The organism is Roseobacter litoralis Och 149 (genome assembly GCF_000154785.2).
Taxonomy (GTDB): Bacteria; Pseudomonadota; Alphaproteobacteria; order Rhodobacterales; family Rhodobacteraceae; genus Roseobacter; species Roseobacter litoralis.
Map to the genome: position 1 here is coordinate 2047584 of NC_015730.1, position 14629 is coordinate 2062212.

General features: G+C 57.0%; 16 protein-coding genes. 5 read left to right on the top strand and 11 right to left on the bottom strand.

Features of this window, described 5'->3' with window-relative positions; all coding sequences use genetic code 11:
- Positions 1 to 5: 5 nt before the first annotated feature.
- The gene (locus RLO149_RS09710) at positions 6 to 701 is read right to left on the bottom strand and encodes a DUF1223 domain-containing protein (protein WP_013961910.1); all 696 of its coding nucleotides are present in this window, start codon (positions 699 to 701) and stop codon (positions 6 to 8) included.
- Positions 702 to 931: 230 nt separating this feature from the next.
- On the opposite strand from RLO149_RS09710, the gene acnA reads away from it, so the two are divergent.
- Together acnA and RLO149_RS23130 are read left to right on the top strand one after the other, a co-directional pair.
- Positions 932 to 3619 (top strand): aconitate hydratase AcnA, encoded by a 2688-nt coding sequence (gene acnA, locus RLO149_RS09715; RefSeq protein ID WP_013961911.1) that lies wholly within the window; start codon positions 932 to 934, stop codon positions 3617 to 3619.
- 157 nt (positions 3620 to 3776) lie between these two features.
- On the top strand, positions 3777 to 4595 hold the full coding sequence (locus tag RLO149_RS23130) for a VPLPA-CTERM sorting domain-containing protein (RefSeq protein WP_158308147.1): 819 nt from the start codon (positions 3777 to 3779) through the stop codon (positions 4593 to 4595).
- Positions 4596 to 4637: 42 nt separating this feature from the next.
- Here RLO149_RS23130 and RLO149_RS09725 read toward each other — a convergent pair whose 3' ends face one another.
- The 9 genes from RLO149_RS09725 to yajC are packed head-to-tail and all read right to left on the bottom strand — an operon-like array spanning position 4638 to position 10791.
- Positions 4638 to 5177, bottom strand: a complete 540-nt coding sequence (locus RLO149_RS09725) for a DsbE family thiol:disulfide interchange protein (RefSeq protein WP_013961913.1) — start codon at positions 5175 to 5177, stop codon at positions 4638 to 4640.
- Positions 5170 to 5328: a heme exporter protein CcmD gene (gene ccmD / locus RLO149_RS09730; RefSeq protein ID WP_013961914.1), complete on the bottom strand. Its 159-nt coding sequence runs from the start codon at positions 5326 to 5328 to the stop codon at positions 5170 to 5172. Before ccmD ends, RLO149_RS09725 begins: the two co-directional genes overlap by 8 nt.
- Positions 5325 to 6092 (bottom strand): heme ABC transporter permease, encoded by a 768-nt coding sequence (locus tag RLO149_RS09735; RefSeq protein ID WP_013961915.1) that lies wholly within the window; start codon positions 6090 to 6092, stop codon positions 5325 to 5327. The genes ccmD and RLO149_RS09735 overlap by 4 nt, the downstream gene beginning before the upstream one ends.
- A 52-nt stretch (positions 6093 to 6144) precedes the next feature.
- On the bottom strand, positions 6145 to 6801 hold the full coding sequence (gene ccmB, locus RLO149_RS09740; RefSeq protein ID WP_013961916.1) for a heme exporter protein CcmB: 657 nt from the start codon (positions 6799 to 6801) through the stop codon (positions 6145 to 6147).
- A complete protein-coding gene (gene ccmA / locus RLO149_RS09745) occupies positions 6798 to 7418 on the bottom strand; it encodes a heme ABC exporter ATP-binding protein CcmA (protein WP_013961917.1) in 621 nt (206 codons plus the stop codon). Before ccmA ends, ccmB begins: the two co-directional genes overlap by 4 nt.
- 44 nt (positions 7419 to 7462) lie before the next feature.
- Positions 7463 to 7822 carry an Mth938-like domain-containing protein gene (locus RLO149_RS09750; RefSeq protein ID WP_013961918.1) on the bottom strand — a complete coding sequence of 120 codons (360 nt, stop codon included), beginning with the start codon at positions 7820 to 7822 and terminating at the stop codon, positions 7463 to 7465.
- Between the two features lie 13 nt (positions 7823 to 7835).
- Positions 7836 to 8816: a protein translocase subunit SecF gene (gene secF / locus RLO149_RS09755; protein WP_013961919.1), complete on the bottom strand. Its 981-nt coding sequence runs from the start codon at positions 8814 to 8816 to the stop codon at positions 7836 to 7838.
- A 1-nt stretch (position 8817) separates the two neighbouring features.
- Positions 8818 to 10479: a protein translocase subunit SecD gene (secD, locus tag RLO149_RS09760; protein ID WP_013961920.1), complete on the bottom strand. Its 1662-nt coding sequence runs from the start codon at positions 10477 to 10479 to the stop codon at positions 8818 to 8820.
- 33 nt (positions 10480 to 10512) lie between these two features.
- The gene (gene yajC, locus RLO149_RS09765) at positions 10513 to 10791 is read right to left on the bottom strand and encodes a preprotein translocase subunit YajC (protein WP_013961921.1); all 279 of its coding nucleotides are present in this window, start codon (positions 10789 to 10791) and stop codon (positions 10513 to 10515) included.
- Positions 10792 to 10909: 118 nt separating this feature from the next.
- Here yajC and RLO149_RS09770 point away from each other — a divergent pair, with 118 nt between their 5' ends.
- Positions 10910 to 11731: a trypsin-like serine peptidase gene (locus tag RLO149_RS09770; protein WP_013961922.1), complete on the top strand. Its 822-nt coding sequence runs from the start codon at positions 10910 to 10912 to the stop codon at positions 11729 to 11731.
- An 89-nt stretch (positions 11732 to 11820) separates the two neighbouring features.
- Positions 11821 to 13113 carry a serine--tRNA ligase gene (serS, locus tag RLO149_RS09775; RefSeq protein ID WP_013961923.1) on the top strand — a complete coding sequence of 431 codons (1293 nt, stop codon included), beginning with the start codon at positions 11821 to 11823 and terminating at the stop codon, positions 13111 to 13113.
- A 12-nt stretch (positions 13114 to 13125) separates the two neighbouring features.
- Here serS and RLO149_RS09780 read toward each other — a convergent pair whose 3' ends face one another.
- The gene (locus RLO149_RS09780) at positions 13126 to 14070 is read right to left on the bottom strand and encodes an NAD(P)-dependent oxidoreductase (RefSeq protein ID WP_013961924.1); all 945 of its coding nucleotides are present in this window, start codon (positions 14068 to 14070) and stop codon (positions 13126 to 13128) included.
- A 288-nt stretch (positions 14071 to 14358) separates the two neighbouring features.
- Between RLO149_RS09780 and RLO149_RS09785 the strand changes: the two genes are divergently transcribed.
- Positions 14359 to 14613, top strand: a complete 255-nt coding sequence (locus RLO149_RS09785; RefSeq protein WP_174270217.1) for a hypothetical protein — start codon at positions 14359 to 14361, stop codon at positions 14611 to 14613.
- Positions 14614 to 14629 lie beyond the last annotated feature (16 nt).

A 14629-nucleotide genomic window follows, 5' to 3' on the forward strand; every position in this document is an offset into this window, starting at 1 on the left:
ACGCCCTACTCTGCCCGTGCCGCAGCAAGGATTGGCCCATGGGTGTCTGCCTGAATGAGAACCACAACCGGGTGCGCACCGGGGGCCTCGGCTTTAATATCCAGTGGGGCCAAACCATCCCAGGATGTGATCACCTGCCAATCCTGCGCGACATTTACATAGGGTATCGTTTTTCCGGCGTTCTCGCCCCGCGTGATCTTTGCAATACGCTGCGGCTGATAGCCCACCATCTGAACAGTCATCGGACCGAGGCCGTTCTGCAGAACCACCGCCTGTATCGAAACAGAACGACCTGAGCGAGACACAGTGATCGCAACGGCGCGCGCTTGTGATTTATGTGCTTCAATCGCCGTCGCGACGGCCATTGGCTTCGCACCTAAGATATCACTGACACCATTCACGATCATCTCAGGCGTGTACACAGACCGCCGACCTGCCAATGTGGCGTAAGCGCGCTGACGTTCGGCGTGCTTTGGGTCTGCGAACTCATCCTTCCAACCGATGTAATCCCAGTAGTCCACATGCACCGACAGCGCGATGACATCGTCACGTTCGGCCAGCACCTGCATGAACTCATCCGCCGGGGGGCAGGATGAACATCCCTGAGAGGTAAATAGTTCTACCACGACAGGCGCGTTTTCAGCCAGCACCGGCGACGCCACGAGCCAGCACGCCGCAAATACGCGCAATAATCTCTTCATTTGTATCCCCGTGTCGTCTATCCGTGAGCTATTCGATGACCTTAGAATTTCCCGCGCAGAAACACCAATCAAGCTTTGTTGAAAGACATCGGCGCCTTTCGTGATCACTTTTGTACACAATGGTATACATTTTGACGCAGACGCCTTCAAAGCGGTTGTGTTTTGCAAGGCGTTACGGCATTCAACCCGAGAGCCACTCAGGACCACTTTTCAGCCGAAGGGAGCCCCTCATGCCCATTACCGTTGGTCACGACACTTCAAAAACACGCAAGACACTGTCAGCAGGCGCGCAAACTATTGATTACTATTCTATTCCGGCGGCAACCGCTGCGGGTCTGGGTGACTTTTCAAAATTGCCCGCCGCACTCAAGGTTGTTCTTGAAAACATGCTGCGCTTTGAAGACGGCAAGACCGTCACCGTCGATGACATCAAGGCCTTTGCGCAATGGGGTGCACAGGGCGGCAAAAATCCACGCGAGATCGCCTACCGCCCTGCCCGCGTGCTGTTGCAGGATTTCACCGGCGTGCCAGCGGTTGTGGACTTGGCGGCGATGCGCGACGCCATCATCAGCCTTGGTGGTGACGCTGAAAAGATCAACCCGCTGAACCCGGTCGATCTGGTGATTGACCACTCGGTGATGATCGATGAATTCGGCAACCCGCGTGCCTTCCAGATGAATGTGGACCGCGAATATGAGCGGAACATGGAGCGTTACACCTTCTTGAAATGGGGACAGAAAGCGTTCAACAACTTCCGCGTTGTGCCACCGGGAACCGGCATCTGCCATCAGGTCAACCTTGAGTATCTGGCCCAAACCGTCTGGACGGATACCGACCAGAACGGGGCCGAAGTGGCCTATCCTGACACGCTTGTCGGCACCGACAGCCACACTACGATGGTCAATGGTGCCGCTGTTCTGGGCTGGGGCGTCGGCGGTATTGAAGCTGAAGCGGCAATGCTGGGCCAGCCGATTTCCATGCTGATCCCCGAAGTGATCGGATTTGAGCTGACAGGTACCATGATGGAAGGCACCACCGGCACTGACCTTGTGCTCAAGGTTGTTGAGCTTCTGCGTGCCAAGGGTGTGGTCGGAAAATTCGTGGAATTCTACGGCGAAGGGTTGGATCGCCTGCCTCTTGCTGACCGCGCAACGATTGCCAACATGGCTCCTGAATATGGGGCAACGTGCGGGTTCTTCCCCATTGACGCCGAAACCCTGCGCTATCTGCGCAATACCGGACGGGACGAAGACCGTGTCGTTCTGGTCGAAGCCTATGCCAAGGAAAATGGCTTCTGGCGGGATGCGGACTACGCGCCGATTTATACAGATACCTTGCATCTGGACATGGGAACGATTGTTCCTGCGATTTCAGGACCGAAACGTCCGCAGGACTTTGTGGCTCTGACAGACGGACAAACCGCCTTCCGCAAAGAGATGGAAGAGACGTTCAAGCGTCCCATGGGCAAAGAGGTCGCTGTCGCCGGTGAAGAATACACCATGGAATCGGGCAAGGTTGTCATCGCCTCGATCACCTCCTGCACCAATACGTCGAACCCTTACGTCATGATTGGCGCGGGTCTCGTGGCGCGCAAAGCAGCCGCGCTGGGATTAAACAGGAAGCCTTGGGTAAAGACCTCCCTCGCGCCCGGCAGTCAGGTGGTTTCGGCCTATCTGGAAGCCGCTGGGCTGCAGGACGATCTGGACAGCATCGGCTTTAACCTCGTGGGCTATGGTTGCACCACATGCATCGGGAATTCCGGTCCGCTGCAAAAAGAAATCTCCGAAGCGATTGCTGAAGGCGATCTCGTGGCAACCTCTGTTCTGTCGGGCAACCGCAATTTCGAAGGGCGTATCAGCCCGGATGTGCGCGCCAACTATCTGGCCTCCCCACCGCTTGTGGTCGCTTATGCCTTGGCGGGTACGCTGGACATCAATCTGGCCACGGATGCCATCGGACAGGACCAGAATGGCAATGATGTTTTCCTCAAGGACATCTGGCCTTCCAGCCAGGAAGTCGCAGAACTGGTCGAGAGAACCGTGACCCGTGAGGCATTCCTGACCAAATATGCCGACGTCTTCAAGGGCGACGAAAAATGGCAGGGCGTCAGCACCACGGACAGCAAGGTCTATGACTGGCCCGTCTCGTCGACCTATGTCCAGAACCCACCCTATTTCCAGGGTATGGGTCAGGAACCGGGAACGATCAGCAATATCGAGAACGCCTCTGTGTTGGCCATTCTCGGGGATATGATCACGACGGACCACATTTCACCGGCCGGATCCTTCAAGGATACGACACCTGCGGGGCAGTATCTGATCGAACGTCAGGTGCCCGTGCGCGAGTTCAACTCTTATGGTTCGCGTCGTGGCAACCACGAAGTCATGATGCGGGGCACTTTTGCAAACATCCGCATCAAGAACGAAATGCTGGACGGTGTTGAAGGCGGCTATACCAAGGGCCCCAACGGTGAGCAGGCATCGATCTATGACGCTGCAATGACGCATCAGGAAGCAGGTACACCGCTCGTGATCTTTGGCGGTGAGCAATACGGGGCCGGATCCTCACGCGACTGGGCAGCCAAGGGTACGGCCTTGCTTGGGGTCAAAGCCGTCATCGCCGAAAGTTTTGAGCGTATTCACCGCTCAAACCTTGTAGGTATGGGGGTGATCCCGTTTGAGTTTACCGGTGGGGATACCCGCAAATCGCTCGGTCTGACCGGGGATGAGAAAGTATCGATATCCGGTCTGGATACGATACAGCCTTTGCAAGAAGTCACATGTACCATTACCATGGCAGATCGCACGAGCAAGCAGATCACCTTGAAGTGCCGCATCGATACGGCCATCGAGATCGAATATATCGAGCATGGCGGTGTGCTGCACTACGTCTTGCGCAATCTGGCAAAGGCGGCCTGATCCCCTAACTGCCCCTCCCGAAGAATCAAAATTTGGGAGGGGGCGCTTCAACCTTAGAACACATTGTAACGACAGTTTTTTTTATGAAGCGCGCAGCTTTTTCGGTTGCGCGCTTAAAAATTGTGCGGCGCACAAATGGTGTTTCTTTGACTGTGCAATGTTAGATTGCAAAATACAAAACGTTCCGCTTTTTCATCCACTTATACGGGAAAATCGGGCATTTTGTGTTGGCGACATTTTAATTATATTTTACACACCGTTAATCTGTATGAACGTGCAGGCGTCCAAATTAATGGTAACGGGAATTACGAAGATGGGTTCACTGAAAAATATCACACTCGCAGCGGCACTGGTGTGTTCGGCAGGCTTGGCACAGGCAGCAGTTGTTAGCTTCGACGAAAACTTTGGGGGTGCGCTGACTGAGGGCACTGAAATCACCACCTTTGATTTTGGGGCTGGGTTGACAGGTTCTTTGACCGTAACCGGTGGTACGGCAGAGGCTCGCGTACTGGATTCTGAATCGGGCAATGGTCTTGGTGTGACGAATGACCCCGATCTGGCGTCCCCGTTCAGCGATGCTGACCGCGTTTTAGCTGACAGAGGCTTTGGTAACGTTCTGATCGTGCAAAGCGACGATGCCGGTGTGTCAATTCCGAACGATGAAAGAAGTGGCGGTTCGATTACCTTTACCTTCGACACAGCGATTATTTTGGACTCGATCTTTTTGCTGGACGGCGAAGAAGGCATTTCGCTGACATATGGTCTGACGACGCTTTCAGGCCTTGGTGGAGCAGACAATACTTTTGATTTCGTCACGGCAAACTCCGGCCCGATCCTTTCCTTCACTGTAGAGTTCGGCGGATCAGGTGCCATTGGCGAGTTCAAGGCGAGCGTTGTACCGCTTCCTGCAGGTCTGCCGCTGCTCATCGGTGGTCTGGGTGCGTTCGCATGGATGAAGCGCCGCAAACAGGCCTGAACCAGACCTTGAAGTTTGAAAAACGCCCCTCAGGGGCGTTTTTTATTGGGCAAGCGCTTTTTCCAGTTGCGGCAGGAACCGCTGTTCATAGTCGCTGCCGATCAAGGGACCGGCGAAGCGAAATAGAACAGTGCCCTCAGCATCAAGGATGAATGTTTCCGGTGGCGCAGTCACACCCCAATCGATGGCCGTCCGCCCGGGAGGGTCAAAGGCAACCGCCCGGAACGGGTTTCCATCTTCGGTCAGGTAACTCCCGGCGGGACCCGCGTTGTCCTTGAAATTCACGCCGATGATCGGCATGCCCTCTGCGGCCATTTCCAGCAACTTTGGATGCTCCGCATGGCAGGGCGGGCACCAGGATGCCCAGAAGTTGACCAGCGTGACCTCACCTGTTGCCATCGCCTCGGGGGTGACCGGTTCAAACCCCTGCAGACCCACCTCCGTAATCGGCGGCGCGGGTTTGCCAATCAGGGTCGACCGCAGTTCGTTGGGGTCGTTGCGAAACATGCCCACACCCGCCAATGCAATAAATCCCGCAAATATCAGCGGCGGTGCGATCATCAGCGGTGATATCTTAGGCATCTCTGTCTCTTTTGCGTTCGATTTCATCCAAGGCACGGCGCGCTTTGCGCCCTCTATGTAACGTGATGAAAACCAACAAGGCCAATAACAATAACGTTGCAGCATAGGAGGACAAAACCGCCTCGCTGTACTTTCCAAGATCAGGCATCATGAGCGCGCCTCCCGCGCCAAAAGGGCCTTGGCGCGGCGCAGTCTGATTTCGGTGCCTGTGCGGTACAACACAAGCGCCAGAAACAGCAACACAAAGCCTGCAATGGATACCAGCAGCGGAAAGTAGAATACATCCGCCACGTTCTCTTCCTTGTCGAGGCTCAGGGATGCGCCCTGATGCAGGCCCTGGTTCCAGAAATTCACCGCATAGCGTGACAGGACCGCAAAAACGGACCCGACCAAACACAGGACAGCCGTGAGATCAGCCGCCGTATCAGGATCCTCAATCGCTTCCCAGAGCGCAATGTAGCCCAGATAAAACAGAAACAGGATGAGGAATGAGGTCAAACGCGGATCCCACGCCCACCATGTCCCCCACATGGGCTGCCCCCAGATCGCGCCGGTCAACAGCGCGATAACGGTCATCACCACCCCGATCGGTGCCGCGGCCTTGGCCGCCAAGGCGCTGACATGGTGCCGCCTTATTATCCAGATAAGAGACGTGACGAGCATCATCACCCAGATATTAATCGCCATCATCGCGGAGGGCACGTGAAGATAGATGATCTTTACGGTCGAGCCCTGCCGGAAATCATCCGGTGTAAAGAAAAACCCCCAGACCAAACCAACCACCAGACAGGCTACGGCAAGCACCCAGAGTGTCGGCAATACCCGTTCGCTGAGCGCCAGAAACTTGACCGGGTTGGCGTAGCTCCAGAACGTACTGGGCCGTTTGGGCGCGGGTTTTTCGTTGGCTAATGTCATATCTCGTATTTAGTCACTCGCTTCATGGGCCTCAATGGGCAAAACGCCACGCTTATCGCAGATTTACGCGCAGGGCGGCAGCCGATGCAAAGGGCATGACCGCGATCACCCCCAGCGTGATCCCGGCCAGCATCAGTGCAGGGGTTTGCGTGTCCATGCCCACAGCGCCGCGACGGGCGACTTCGGCGCCGAAAATCAGCGTCGGAACATAAAGCGGCAAGACCAGCAGCGACATCAAAAGTCCCCCGCGTTTGACACCGACGGTCAATGCCGCGCCAAACGTCCCGATCACGGAGAGCGCAGGCGTCCCCAGCGCGAGCGACAACACCAGCCAGAAGAACCCGGGGCCCGGCAGGTTCAGCAGAATAGCCAGAACCGGTGCGGCCAGCACAAGGGGCAAGCCAGTCGTGATCCAATGGGCGAGCGCCTTGATGCTGAGCGCAGCCTCAAGTGGCAAAGGCGATGTCGCCAAAAGATCCAGCGTACCGTCTTCCCAATCGAGCGCCAGCAACCGGTCCAGTGACAACAGGCAGGCCAGCAATGCGCCGAGCCATAAGATACCGGGGGCGATCCGCGACAACAGTTCAGCCTGCGGCCCAACGCCAAGCGGGACCAGAACGGTCACGATCAGGAAAAAGGCCAGCCCCAATCCAAAACCGCCCCCTGCCCGCAGCGCAAGGGCCAGATCGCGTGCCAGCAGCGCCTTCATAAGAATGCCTCATCACTGGCACCCGCAAGCGCGTCCGAGGATGCCTTGAACTGACCTACATCCAGCACCTGCGCGTCACGCAGGCCCAGATCGATATGCGTGGCGATCAATGCTGATCCACCCGACGCCATATGCGCCTCAACAGCAGCGGCAAACATCTGTACCGCATTTTTGTCCAGCGATACCGTCGGCTCATCCAGCATCCAGATCGGGCGTCCGGTGACCAGCAAGCGCGCAAGGCCAAGGCGCCGTTTCTGCCCTGCCGAGAGCGTCCCGGCAAGTCGATCCGTGAGGTCATGTAGATTAAATGCATCCAGCGCGGGCGCGATGTCCGAGCGTCCAAAGACGGCGGCCCAGAACCGCAGGTTCTCTTGAACCGACAGCATGGACTTCAAACCGTCTGAATGGGCGGCGTAGGCAATGCGGTCTTCGCATCCCTCTATGTGACCTGCCAGTGGCGGCTGTAACCCGGCCAGCGTGCGCAACAAGGTGGTCTTCCCGGACCCATTGGGCCCTTGCAGGATAAGTGCAGACCCTGCAGCCAGATCAAAAGTCACATCGACAAGGATGGGAACGCCACCGCGGGCCACGCAAAGGTCATGTACCGAAACTGTCATGCCCAGATCGTTAACCTATTGCGCCACGGCACAAAAGCACGATTTCATGACGCGATGGGGATAAGGGCCAGTGCGATACGCCGCCCTTCGCTCAGCAGGACGTTATAGGTCCGGCAAGCGGCGGGCGACGCCATGACCTCAACGCCAAGCCCGGCCTCTTCAAGGCTGTCTTTGAGAGCGGTCGGAAGATGCGCAATTTCACTGCCCGTACCGACAAAGAGCACATCTATCTTGCCTGCCAAGGCGAGCAGAACCGCATCATCGTCAAAACCTGCCCAAGGCAGCGTTCCGTCCGGACCCGCCACAACGGGACCATGGATCACCTCGCCCCCGATACGGAAGAAACCCGGCCCGTAGCCTTCGATCGGTTTGGCGTCTGTAAAGCTGATCTCGTTCAGTCGCATGGCGTGCCTAATCTCAGGTTTTGGGATCGATATTGGCGTACTGGTTGCCCGAATTGGCATCCGGCTTGGACCAGTCCCGTTTGACCCCAAGATAGAGCAATGCAGCCGAGGCGACAAATATCGAACTATATGTCCCGACGATGACCCCCCAGATCATGGCGAAAACAAAGCCTCGGATCACATCACCTCCCAGCACAAAGAGCGCGATCAACGCCAAAAGCGTCGTCACAGAGGTCATGAAGGTTCGGCTCAGTGTTTCGTTGATCGAAATGTTCAAAACCTCGTTCAACGGACGCTTTTTGTATTTTCGAAGATTCTCGCGCACTCGGTCAAACACAACGACTGTGTCGTTCAGAGAATAGCCAACGATGGTCAGCAAGGCGGCGATGATGGCCAGATCAAAGCGGATCTGAAGCTCGGAAAAGACACCAATCGTCAGAATGACGTCATGCACAAGCGCAAGCACCGCCCCGGCTGCGAACTGCCATTCAAACCGTAACCAGATGTAAATCAGGACAGCGCCGATGGCCAAAACCACAGCAATCACAGCGGTTTGGATCAACTCGCCAGACACCTTTGGCCCAACCGATTCCACCGAAGCAAAGGGCAGTTTCAGACCCGGATCCGCCGCTTGAAGGGCCGCACCTATATCGCTGATCAACTGGCCCTCGACCGCCTCGCCACCCTCTTGCGCCTCGATGCGGATCATTGCGACGTTCTGGTCGGCTTCGAATTGCGGATCAAAAACCTCGGTAATGGAAATGTCGCCCAGTTCCAACGAAGCCAGCGCCTCACGATAAACGCCGATGTCCACCGGCTGCGTGCTTTCCGTCCTGATGGTTGTCCCGCCACGAAAGTCGATGCCGTAGTTCAGGCCCTGCAGCATAAAGGAAGCGAATGCCACGACCATCATCACACCGGAAATCCCCAGCCAGAGCTTCCAGCGCTTGAAGAAATCGAAGTTGGTATTCTGTTTAACCAGACGCAGACGCATATCAGACCTCGATTTTCTTCGGGCGCTTACGCTCGAACCAGATAACGATCATCAACCGCGTGACAAAGATCGCCGTGAAGACAGACGTGAGGATCCCAAGGCCCAGCGTGATGGCAAAGCCACGCACCGGCCCTGACCCCATCGCAAACAGGATCACCGCTGTGATAAAGGTCGTGATGTTCGCATCCAGAATGGCAGAGAGCGCTTTTTCATAGCCCAGTTCAATGGCACGCGCTGGCCCTTTGGAGGTTTTCAACTCTTCCCGGATGCGTTCAAAAACCAGCACATTCGCGTCCACCGCCATACCGACGGTCAGCACGATCCCCGCAATACCCGGCAGGGTCAGCGTACCGCCGATCATACTGAGCAGACCAAAGATGAGACCAATGTTTATGATCAGCGCCACGTTCGCAAACAATCCGAACATGCCATAGCTCAGGAACATAAAGACAAGCACGCCCACAAAGGCTATGATCGTCGCGATCTTGCCTGCGTCAATGCTGTCCTGTCCGAGTTCGGGACCGATTGTACGCTCTTCGAGAAACTCAAGGCCCGCTGGCAACGCACCTGCACGCAGCAAAATCGCGAGGTTGGTTGATTCCTCGACCGTGAACCGCCCCGTAATGATACCCGACCCACCGGGAATATGGCTTTGGATTGTGGGCGCGCTCACGACCTCGTCATCCAAGACGATGGCAAAGGGCGAACCGATATTTTCCGCCGTATAATCCCCGAATTTCCGCGCGCCGGATGTGTTAAACCTGAAGTTGACCGCAGGCCGTCCATTCTGGTCAAAGGCGGGTTGCGCATCGACGAGTTCTTCGCCCGTGACGACCGCTGCGGCTTCGATCGTGTAAAAGGCACCGGGTTCATCCACGGATGGCACGAGCTTGTTGCCCAGACCCGGGCTGGCATTGGCATCTGATCCACGGCTGACAACCGGGTTAAACGTCAATTGCGCTGTGGTGCCGATGATGTCCTTGAGTTCCGCAGCCGAGCCGATCCCCGGCACCTGTATCAGGATACGGTCGGATCCTTGCCGTTGGATCGTGGGCTCGCGTGTGCCAACCTCGTCAATCCGCCTGCGGATGATCTCAAGGCTTTGCTGCACAGTACGCTCATCGGAGGCCAGTTTTTCCGCCTCCGACATGGTCACGATCAGCAGATCACCCTCCGCGCGCACCTCGATGTCATTCGCGCCTACGCCCGTAATCGTCTGGATGGGTCGCGCCAACCCGCGCACGATTTCCAACGCGCGCGGCATTCCCTCAGGTTGCGAAATGCGGACATGCACCTCATCACTCGGGGAAGGCTGCAGACGAATTGTACCGATTGTTTCGCGCTCTGGGCGCAACGAATCCCGTATCTCGGGCCAATACGATTCCATCCGGTTGGCGTAGACATCCGCCACCCTGACTTCGGCCAGCAAATGCGCGCCACCGCGCAAATCCAGTCCAAGGTTCACCAGACCCGATGGCATCCATTCCGGCCAACCGGCCCGCAGCGCGGCGTTTTCCGGCGTGTCCGCCCCAAGTTCAATGGCCTGAACCGCATCATTGTGCTGCTCGACGGTCGTGTAAAAGAAGTTTGGCATCGCAAGCCAAAGCCCGGCCACACATGTCAAAAGGATCGTGATCCGTTTCCAAAGATCAATCTGCAGCATAGTGACGCCTTTTCAAGCCGTTGTAAGGCGGTCTTACTTCGCCGGTTCAGTTTTCGAGACCACTGTGGCGATTGTGCTTTGGATCACTCTGACCTTCACGCCTTCTGCGATTTCAAGCTCAAGCTCGCCATCGTCTTTGACCTTGACAACTTTACCAAGAATACCACCCTGCGTGACAACCTGATCGCCCCGACGCAGAGCCGAAACCATTGCCTGATGTTCTTTCACTTTCTTTTGCTGTGGCCGTATCAGCAGGAAATACATGATCGCAAAGATCAGGATAAGTGGTACGAACTGGGCGAATGCTTCCATGAACAGGGTCCTTTACATGATGGCGTACCGCGTCACTTCCGCGACACGCGAATTTTGGCGGAACCTATGGTCTGATGGCGCGCTTTGCAAGACAGACCGTAGGGCGATCGCAAATGAAATGCGCGCTTGGTCTCGCGACGTGAAAAAGCGCCTGCCGCGGCCCATCACAACCGCGTTCAGACACAAAACCGCTCAGCGCCGGACATGGCGGGTAAACCTTGGCGCGATGTCTGCCATTTGCGCACTGTGCTTTTCTCAGGTCCCGCAAGGTATCGCCGGTCCTCTGCCGATGCTGGACGCGGAGTCGCGTCAGCAATGGCAGGCCGTTGGACGTGTAAACGGCGCGGGTTTTCGCAACACGAGCGGCTGTTCTGGCACATTGGTGGCCCCTGATCTGGTGTTGACCGCTGCACATTGCGTTACGTCTGACGGGCGCTTGTGGTCGGAACGCCATTTTCTGGCCGGGTGGTTTCGAGGCGAGTTCACCGCGCACCGTGTTTCAAAAGATATCCAAATACACCCTCTTTATGCACTGACCACGGGGGCGCCCAAATTCGCCTATGACATTGCGATGATCCGGTTGTTGGAACCTATCGAACGCGCGCTCCTGCCGCCCGTTGATCTGCTGCCGCGAAATGCAGTCTCTGGTTCAACGGGTCTGTTGCTCGGGTATCAGAACACGCGTCCGCACGCATTGAGCGGTGCCGCCGGATGCCCCCGAAAGCCGTTGCGCGCGTCGAAATGGGTCATTTACGGATGCGAAGTGATCAGCGGCACGTCAGGCGGGGCGGTGATGGTTGAAACACAAACGGGGTGGAAACTTGGCGCTGTCATCGTCGCGCGCCAAGGCGCGGCGGGCGAAGCACTTGCCGTTCCGGTCAACGATTGGATACGCGACGCCGTGAAAGAAGCGCAAAAACGAGAGGATTTACGCAAATAACACCCTCCGACAGGCCATGCGACGCTTACGATCCACTTAAACTTCGGTCATAAGCAGAGCCAGAAACGATTCAGATCCGAGGATAAGACATGCACGATATCCGCGCAATCCGAGAGAACCCGGCAGCCTTTGACGCAGCATTGGCGCGACGTGGGGAGGCACCGATGTCGCAGGCGATACTCGCACTGGACACAGCACGGCGCGCCAAGATCAACGCAGCGGAAAACGCTCAGGCCGAACAGAACAAAGCCTCAAAGGAGGTCGGACAGGCCAAGGCAAAGGGCGATGAGGCGACGTTTGAACAATTGCGCGCGCTGGTCTCTGAAAAGAAGGCGCTGATCGCGCAAATGCAGGCGGATGCCAAAACGCTGGACGCAGAATTGACAGAAAAACTGTCCTGGATTGCCAACATCCCGGCTGATGATGTGCCCGATGGCGCCGACGAAGATGACAACGTCGAGGTGCGCCGCTGGGGGCATCTGCCCGATTTTGAATTCACGCCCAAAGAACACTACGAAATCGGGGGCGTTGCCGCCTCGATGGACTTTGACACGGCCGCAAAAACATCCGGCGCACGTTTTGTGATGCTGAAGGGTGCGGTTGCCCGTATTCATCGTGCCTTGTCGCAATTCATGATCGACACCCATGTGGATCACAACGGGCTGACCGAAATCAACAGCCCTGTTCTGGTGCGCGACGATGCGATGTATGGCACGGACAAACTGCCGAAATTTGCCGAGGACAGCTACCAGACCACCAATGGCTGGTGGCTCGTGTCCACATCGGAAATTCCCCTGACCTATACGGTCGCGGGTGATATTCTGGACGCTGCCGCCCTGCCAATCCGGATGACCGCGCACACGTTGTGCTTTCGTTCCGAAGCGGGCAGTGCGGGGCGCGACACCGCGGGTATGCTGCGCCAGCACCAGTTCGAGAAGGTCGAGATGGTCTCGATCACCGAACCGGACCAGTCCGAGGCGGAACAACAACGCATGCTGCGCTGTGCCGAGGATATTCTGGAACGCCTCGGCCTGCCCTATCGCACCGTGCTGCTTTGCACGGGCGACATGGGGTTCGGAGCGCGGCGCACCTTTGACATCGAAGCCTGGCTGCCCGGTCAGAACAACTATCGCGAAATATCTTCGGTTTCGACGACCGGAGATTTTCAGGCACGGCGCATGAATGCGCGCTACAAACCCGCCGATGGGGGCAAGCCACAGTTCGTGCATACGCTGAACGGCTCAGGTCTGGCCGTGGGGCGTTGCCTGATTGCAGTGTTGGAAAACGGGCAGCAGGCGGATGGGTCCGTGGTTCTGCCGCCGGTCCTAGCCAGCTATCTCGGCGGCAAAACCGTGCTGAGTGCTGAGGGCACTCTGGTCTGATCACCCCTACCGCTACCGGGTCGGGTGGATTTCATAGCCGCGTTCTTCGGGTTCATCATCAATCAGCGTGTCGGGAAAACCCGGCGCGCGGACATCAAGGCCCGTCGCCTCTTCGAGGCGTTCGATCATGCGGTCCGATTGCGCCCGCTCCCCATAGCGGCGCTGCCCGTCGCGCATCATCTCGATGATCAGCGGTGAAATTTCCAGCGGCACGTCATGTGCCTCGGCCAGTTTCTGAAACAGGCCGATGTCTTTTTGCACAAGGTCCATGGTGAAATTCACATCACGCGATCCCGACAACAGCAGCTGGCTTTCGGTTTCATGCACGAACGACGTTCCCGACGAGATGCTGATTGCGTCAAAGGTGGTGGCCAGGTCCATCCCGGCGGCTTTCATCACCGTCAACGCTTCGCACAGGGTCAGCAGATTGGCAGTCGCCAGATAGTTTGTCATGACTTTCAAAACACTCGCACTGCCCAACGGTCCGGTATGCAGAACGCGTCGGCCCATGAGCGTCAGCAACGGCAAGATGCGCTCAAACGTCGGGCGGTCGCATCCGGCATAAATAGAAATATTGCCCGTGTCCGCCCGGTGACACCCGCCTGAAACAGGACAATCGACCGCCGCCCCACCCGCCTTGATCACCTCTGCACCGATTTTTTTAACCTCGGCCTCATCGGTTGTGGACATCTCCATCCAGATCTTGCCCGCCCCAACATGGGGCAACATCTGTTCCAGCACGGCGGCAGAGGCCGCAGGACTTGGCAGACAGGTGATCACAGCGTCGCAGCTCTGCATCATATTCGCAGGCGTACCACCATCTTTTGCACCCAATGCAACCTTTGCCGCCACAAAATCCGGGTTCAGGTCATGCACCCAGAGGTCCGTACCATTTCGCAACAATGACCCGCTAAGCTTGCCGCCCACATTACCCAACCCGATAAACCCGACTTTCATTCCACGCTCCTGCCTAGTATTTCGCGCAAAGCTATGGGGCGCACACGACATGTCGCGCCTGTTTGCGACGACGGATCGAATGATGGGGGCCTTTCGAGCCACGGGCCACACCTAAATCACGGGCACTGTGTTGGTAGATTGTCGGATGTAACCGAATTTATCTCGAGAACGGCGCTCACGCTGCCCAGCTCTGACATCGCCGCGGCCCACCTCGCGCAGCAAACAAACCACGCTTGCGCGCGCAAGCGGCTTGCGGCATTGTTTTCACATCCCGAAAAGGTTCCCTTGATGCAGTTACGATTTTTGCCTTTGCTTATCATCACGACGGCTTTGACGGCCTGTGGATTTTGGCCAGACCTCCCCGAGGCAGCCGGAAGCAGTAACAAAGGGTCCAAATACCCTGTATTTGTGCCGCTCGATAAGGCCAGCCTGCCCTCCCCCGAACAGCAGGCCGACGAAATAGAGGCAGAGGCGGCACTGGCCGGGCGGATCGCACGGCTGCGCGCGCGCGCAGCCGATTTACGCAGCACGTCGGTCGAATAACGCTGTCGGGCGGTCG

Coding starts and splice junctions, on each gene's coding strand:
- secF (WP_013961919.1), bottom strand. CDS start 8,816: ATGCGTCTGCGTCTGGTTAAACAGAATACCAACTTCGATTTCTTCAAG.
- RLO149_RS09710 (WP_013961910.1), bottom strand. CDS start 701: ATGAAGAGATTATTGCGCGTATTTGCGGCGTGCTGGCTCGTGGCGTCG.
- RLO149_RS09725 (WP_013961913.1), bottom strand. CDS start 5,177: ATGCCTAAGATATCACCGCTGATGATCGCACCGCCGCTGATATTTGCG.
- RLO149_RS09785 (WP_174270217.1), top strand. CDS start 14,359: ATGCAGTTACGATTTTTGCCTTTGCTTATCATCACGACGGCTTTGACG.
- ccmD (WP_013961914.1), bottom strand. CDS start 5,328: ATGATGCCTGATCTTGGAAAGTACAGCGAGGCGGTTTTGTCCTCCTAT.
- serS (WP_013961923.1), top strand. CDS start 11,821: ATGCACGATATCCGCGCAATCCGAGAGAACCCGGCAGCCTTTGACGCA.
- RLO149_RS09770 (WP_013961922.1), top strand. CDS start 10,910: ATGCGCGCTTGGTCTCGCGACGTGAAAAAGCGCCTGCCGCGGCCCATC.
- RLO149_RS09780 (WP_013961924.1), bottom strand. CDS start 14,070: ATGAAAGTCGGGTTTATCGGGTTGGGTAATGTGGGCGGCAAGCTTAGC.
- yajC (WP_013961921.1), bottom strand. CDS start 10,791: ATGGAAGCATTCGCCCAGTTCGTACCACTTATCCTGATCTTTGCGATC.
- RLO149_RS23130 (WP_158308147.1), top strand. CDS start 3,777: ATGTTAGATTGCAAAATACAAAACGTTCCGCTTTTTCATCCACTTATA.
- RLO149_RS09735 (WP_013961915.1), bottom strand. CDS start 6,092: ATGACATTAGCCAACGAAAAACCCGCGCCCAAACGGCCCAGTACGTTC.
- ccmA (WP_013961917.1), bottom strand. CDS start 7,418: ATGACAGTTTCGGTACATGACCTTTGCGTGGCCCGCGGTGGCGTTCCC.
- ccmB (WP_013961916.1), bottom strand. CDS start 6,801: ATGAAGGCGCTGCTGGCACGCGATCTGGCCCTTGCGCTGCGGGCAGGG.
- RLO149_RS09750 (WP_013961918.1), bottom strand. CDS start 7,822: ATGCGACTGAACGAGATCAGCTTTACAGACGCCAAACCGATCGAAGGC.
- secD (WP_013961920.1), bottom strand. CDS start 10,479: ATGCTGCAGATTGATCTTTGGAAACGGATCACGATCCTTTTGACATGT.
- acnA (WP_013961911.1), top strand. CDS start 932: ATGCCCATTACCGTTGGTCACGACACTTCAAAAACACGCAAGACACTG.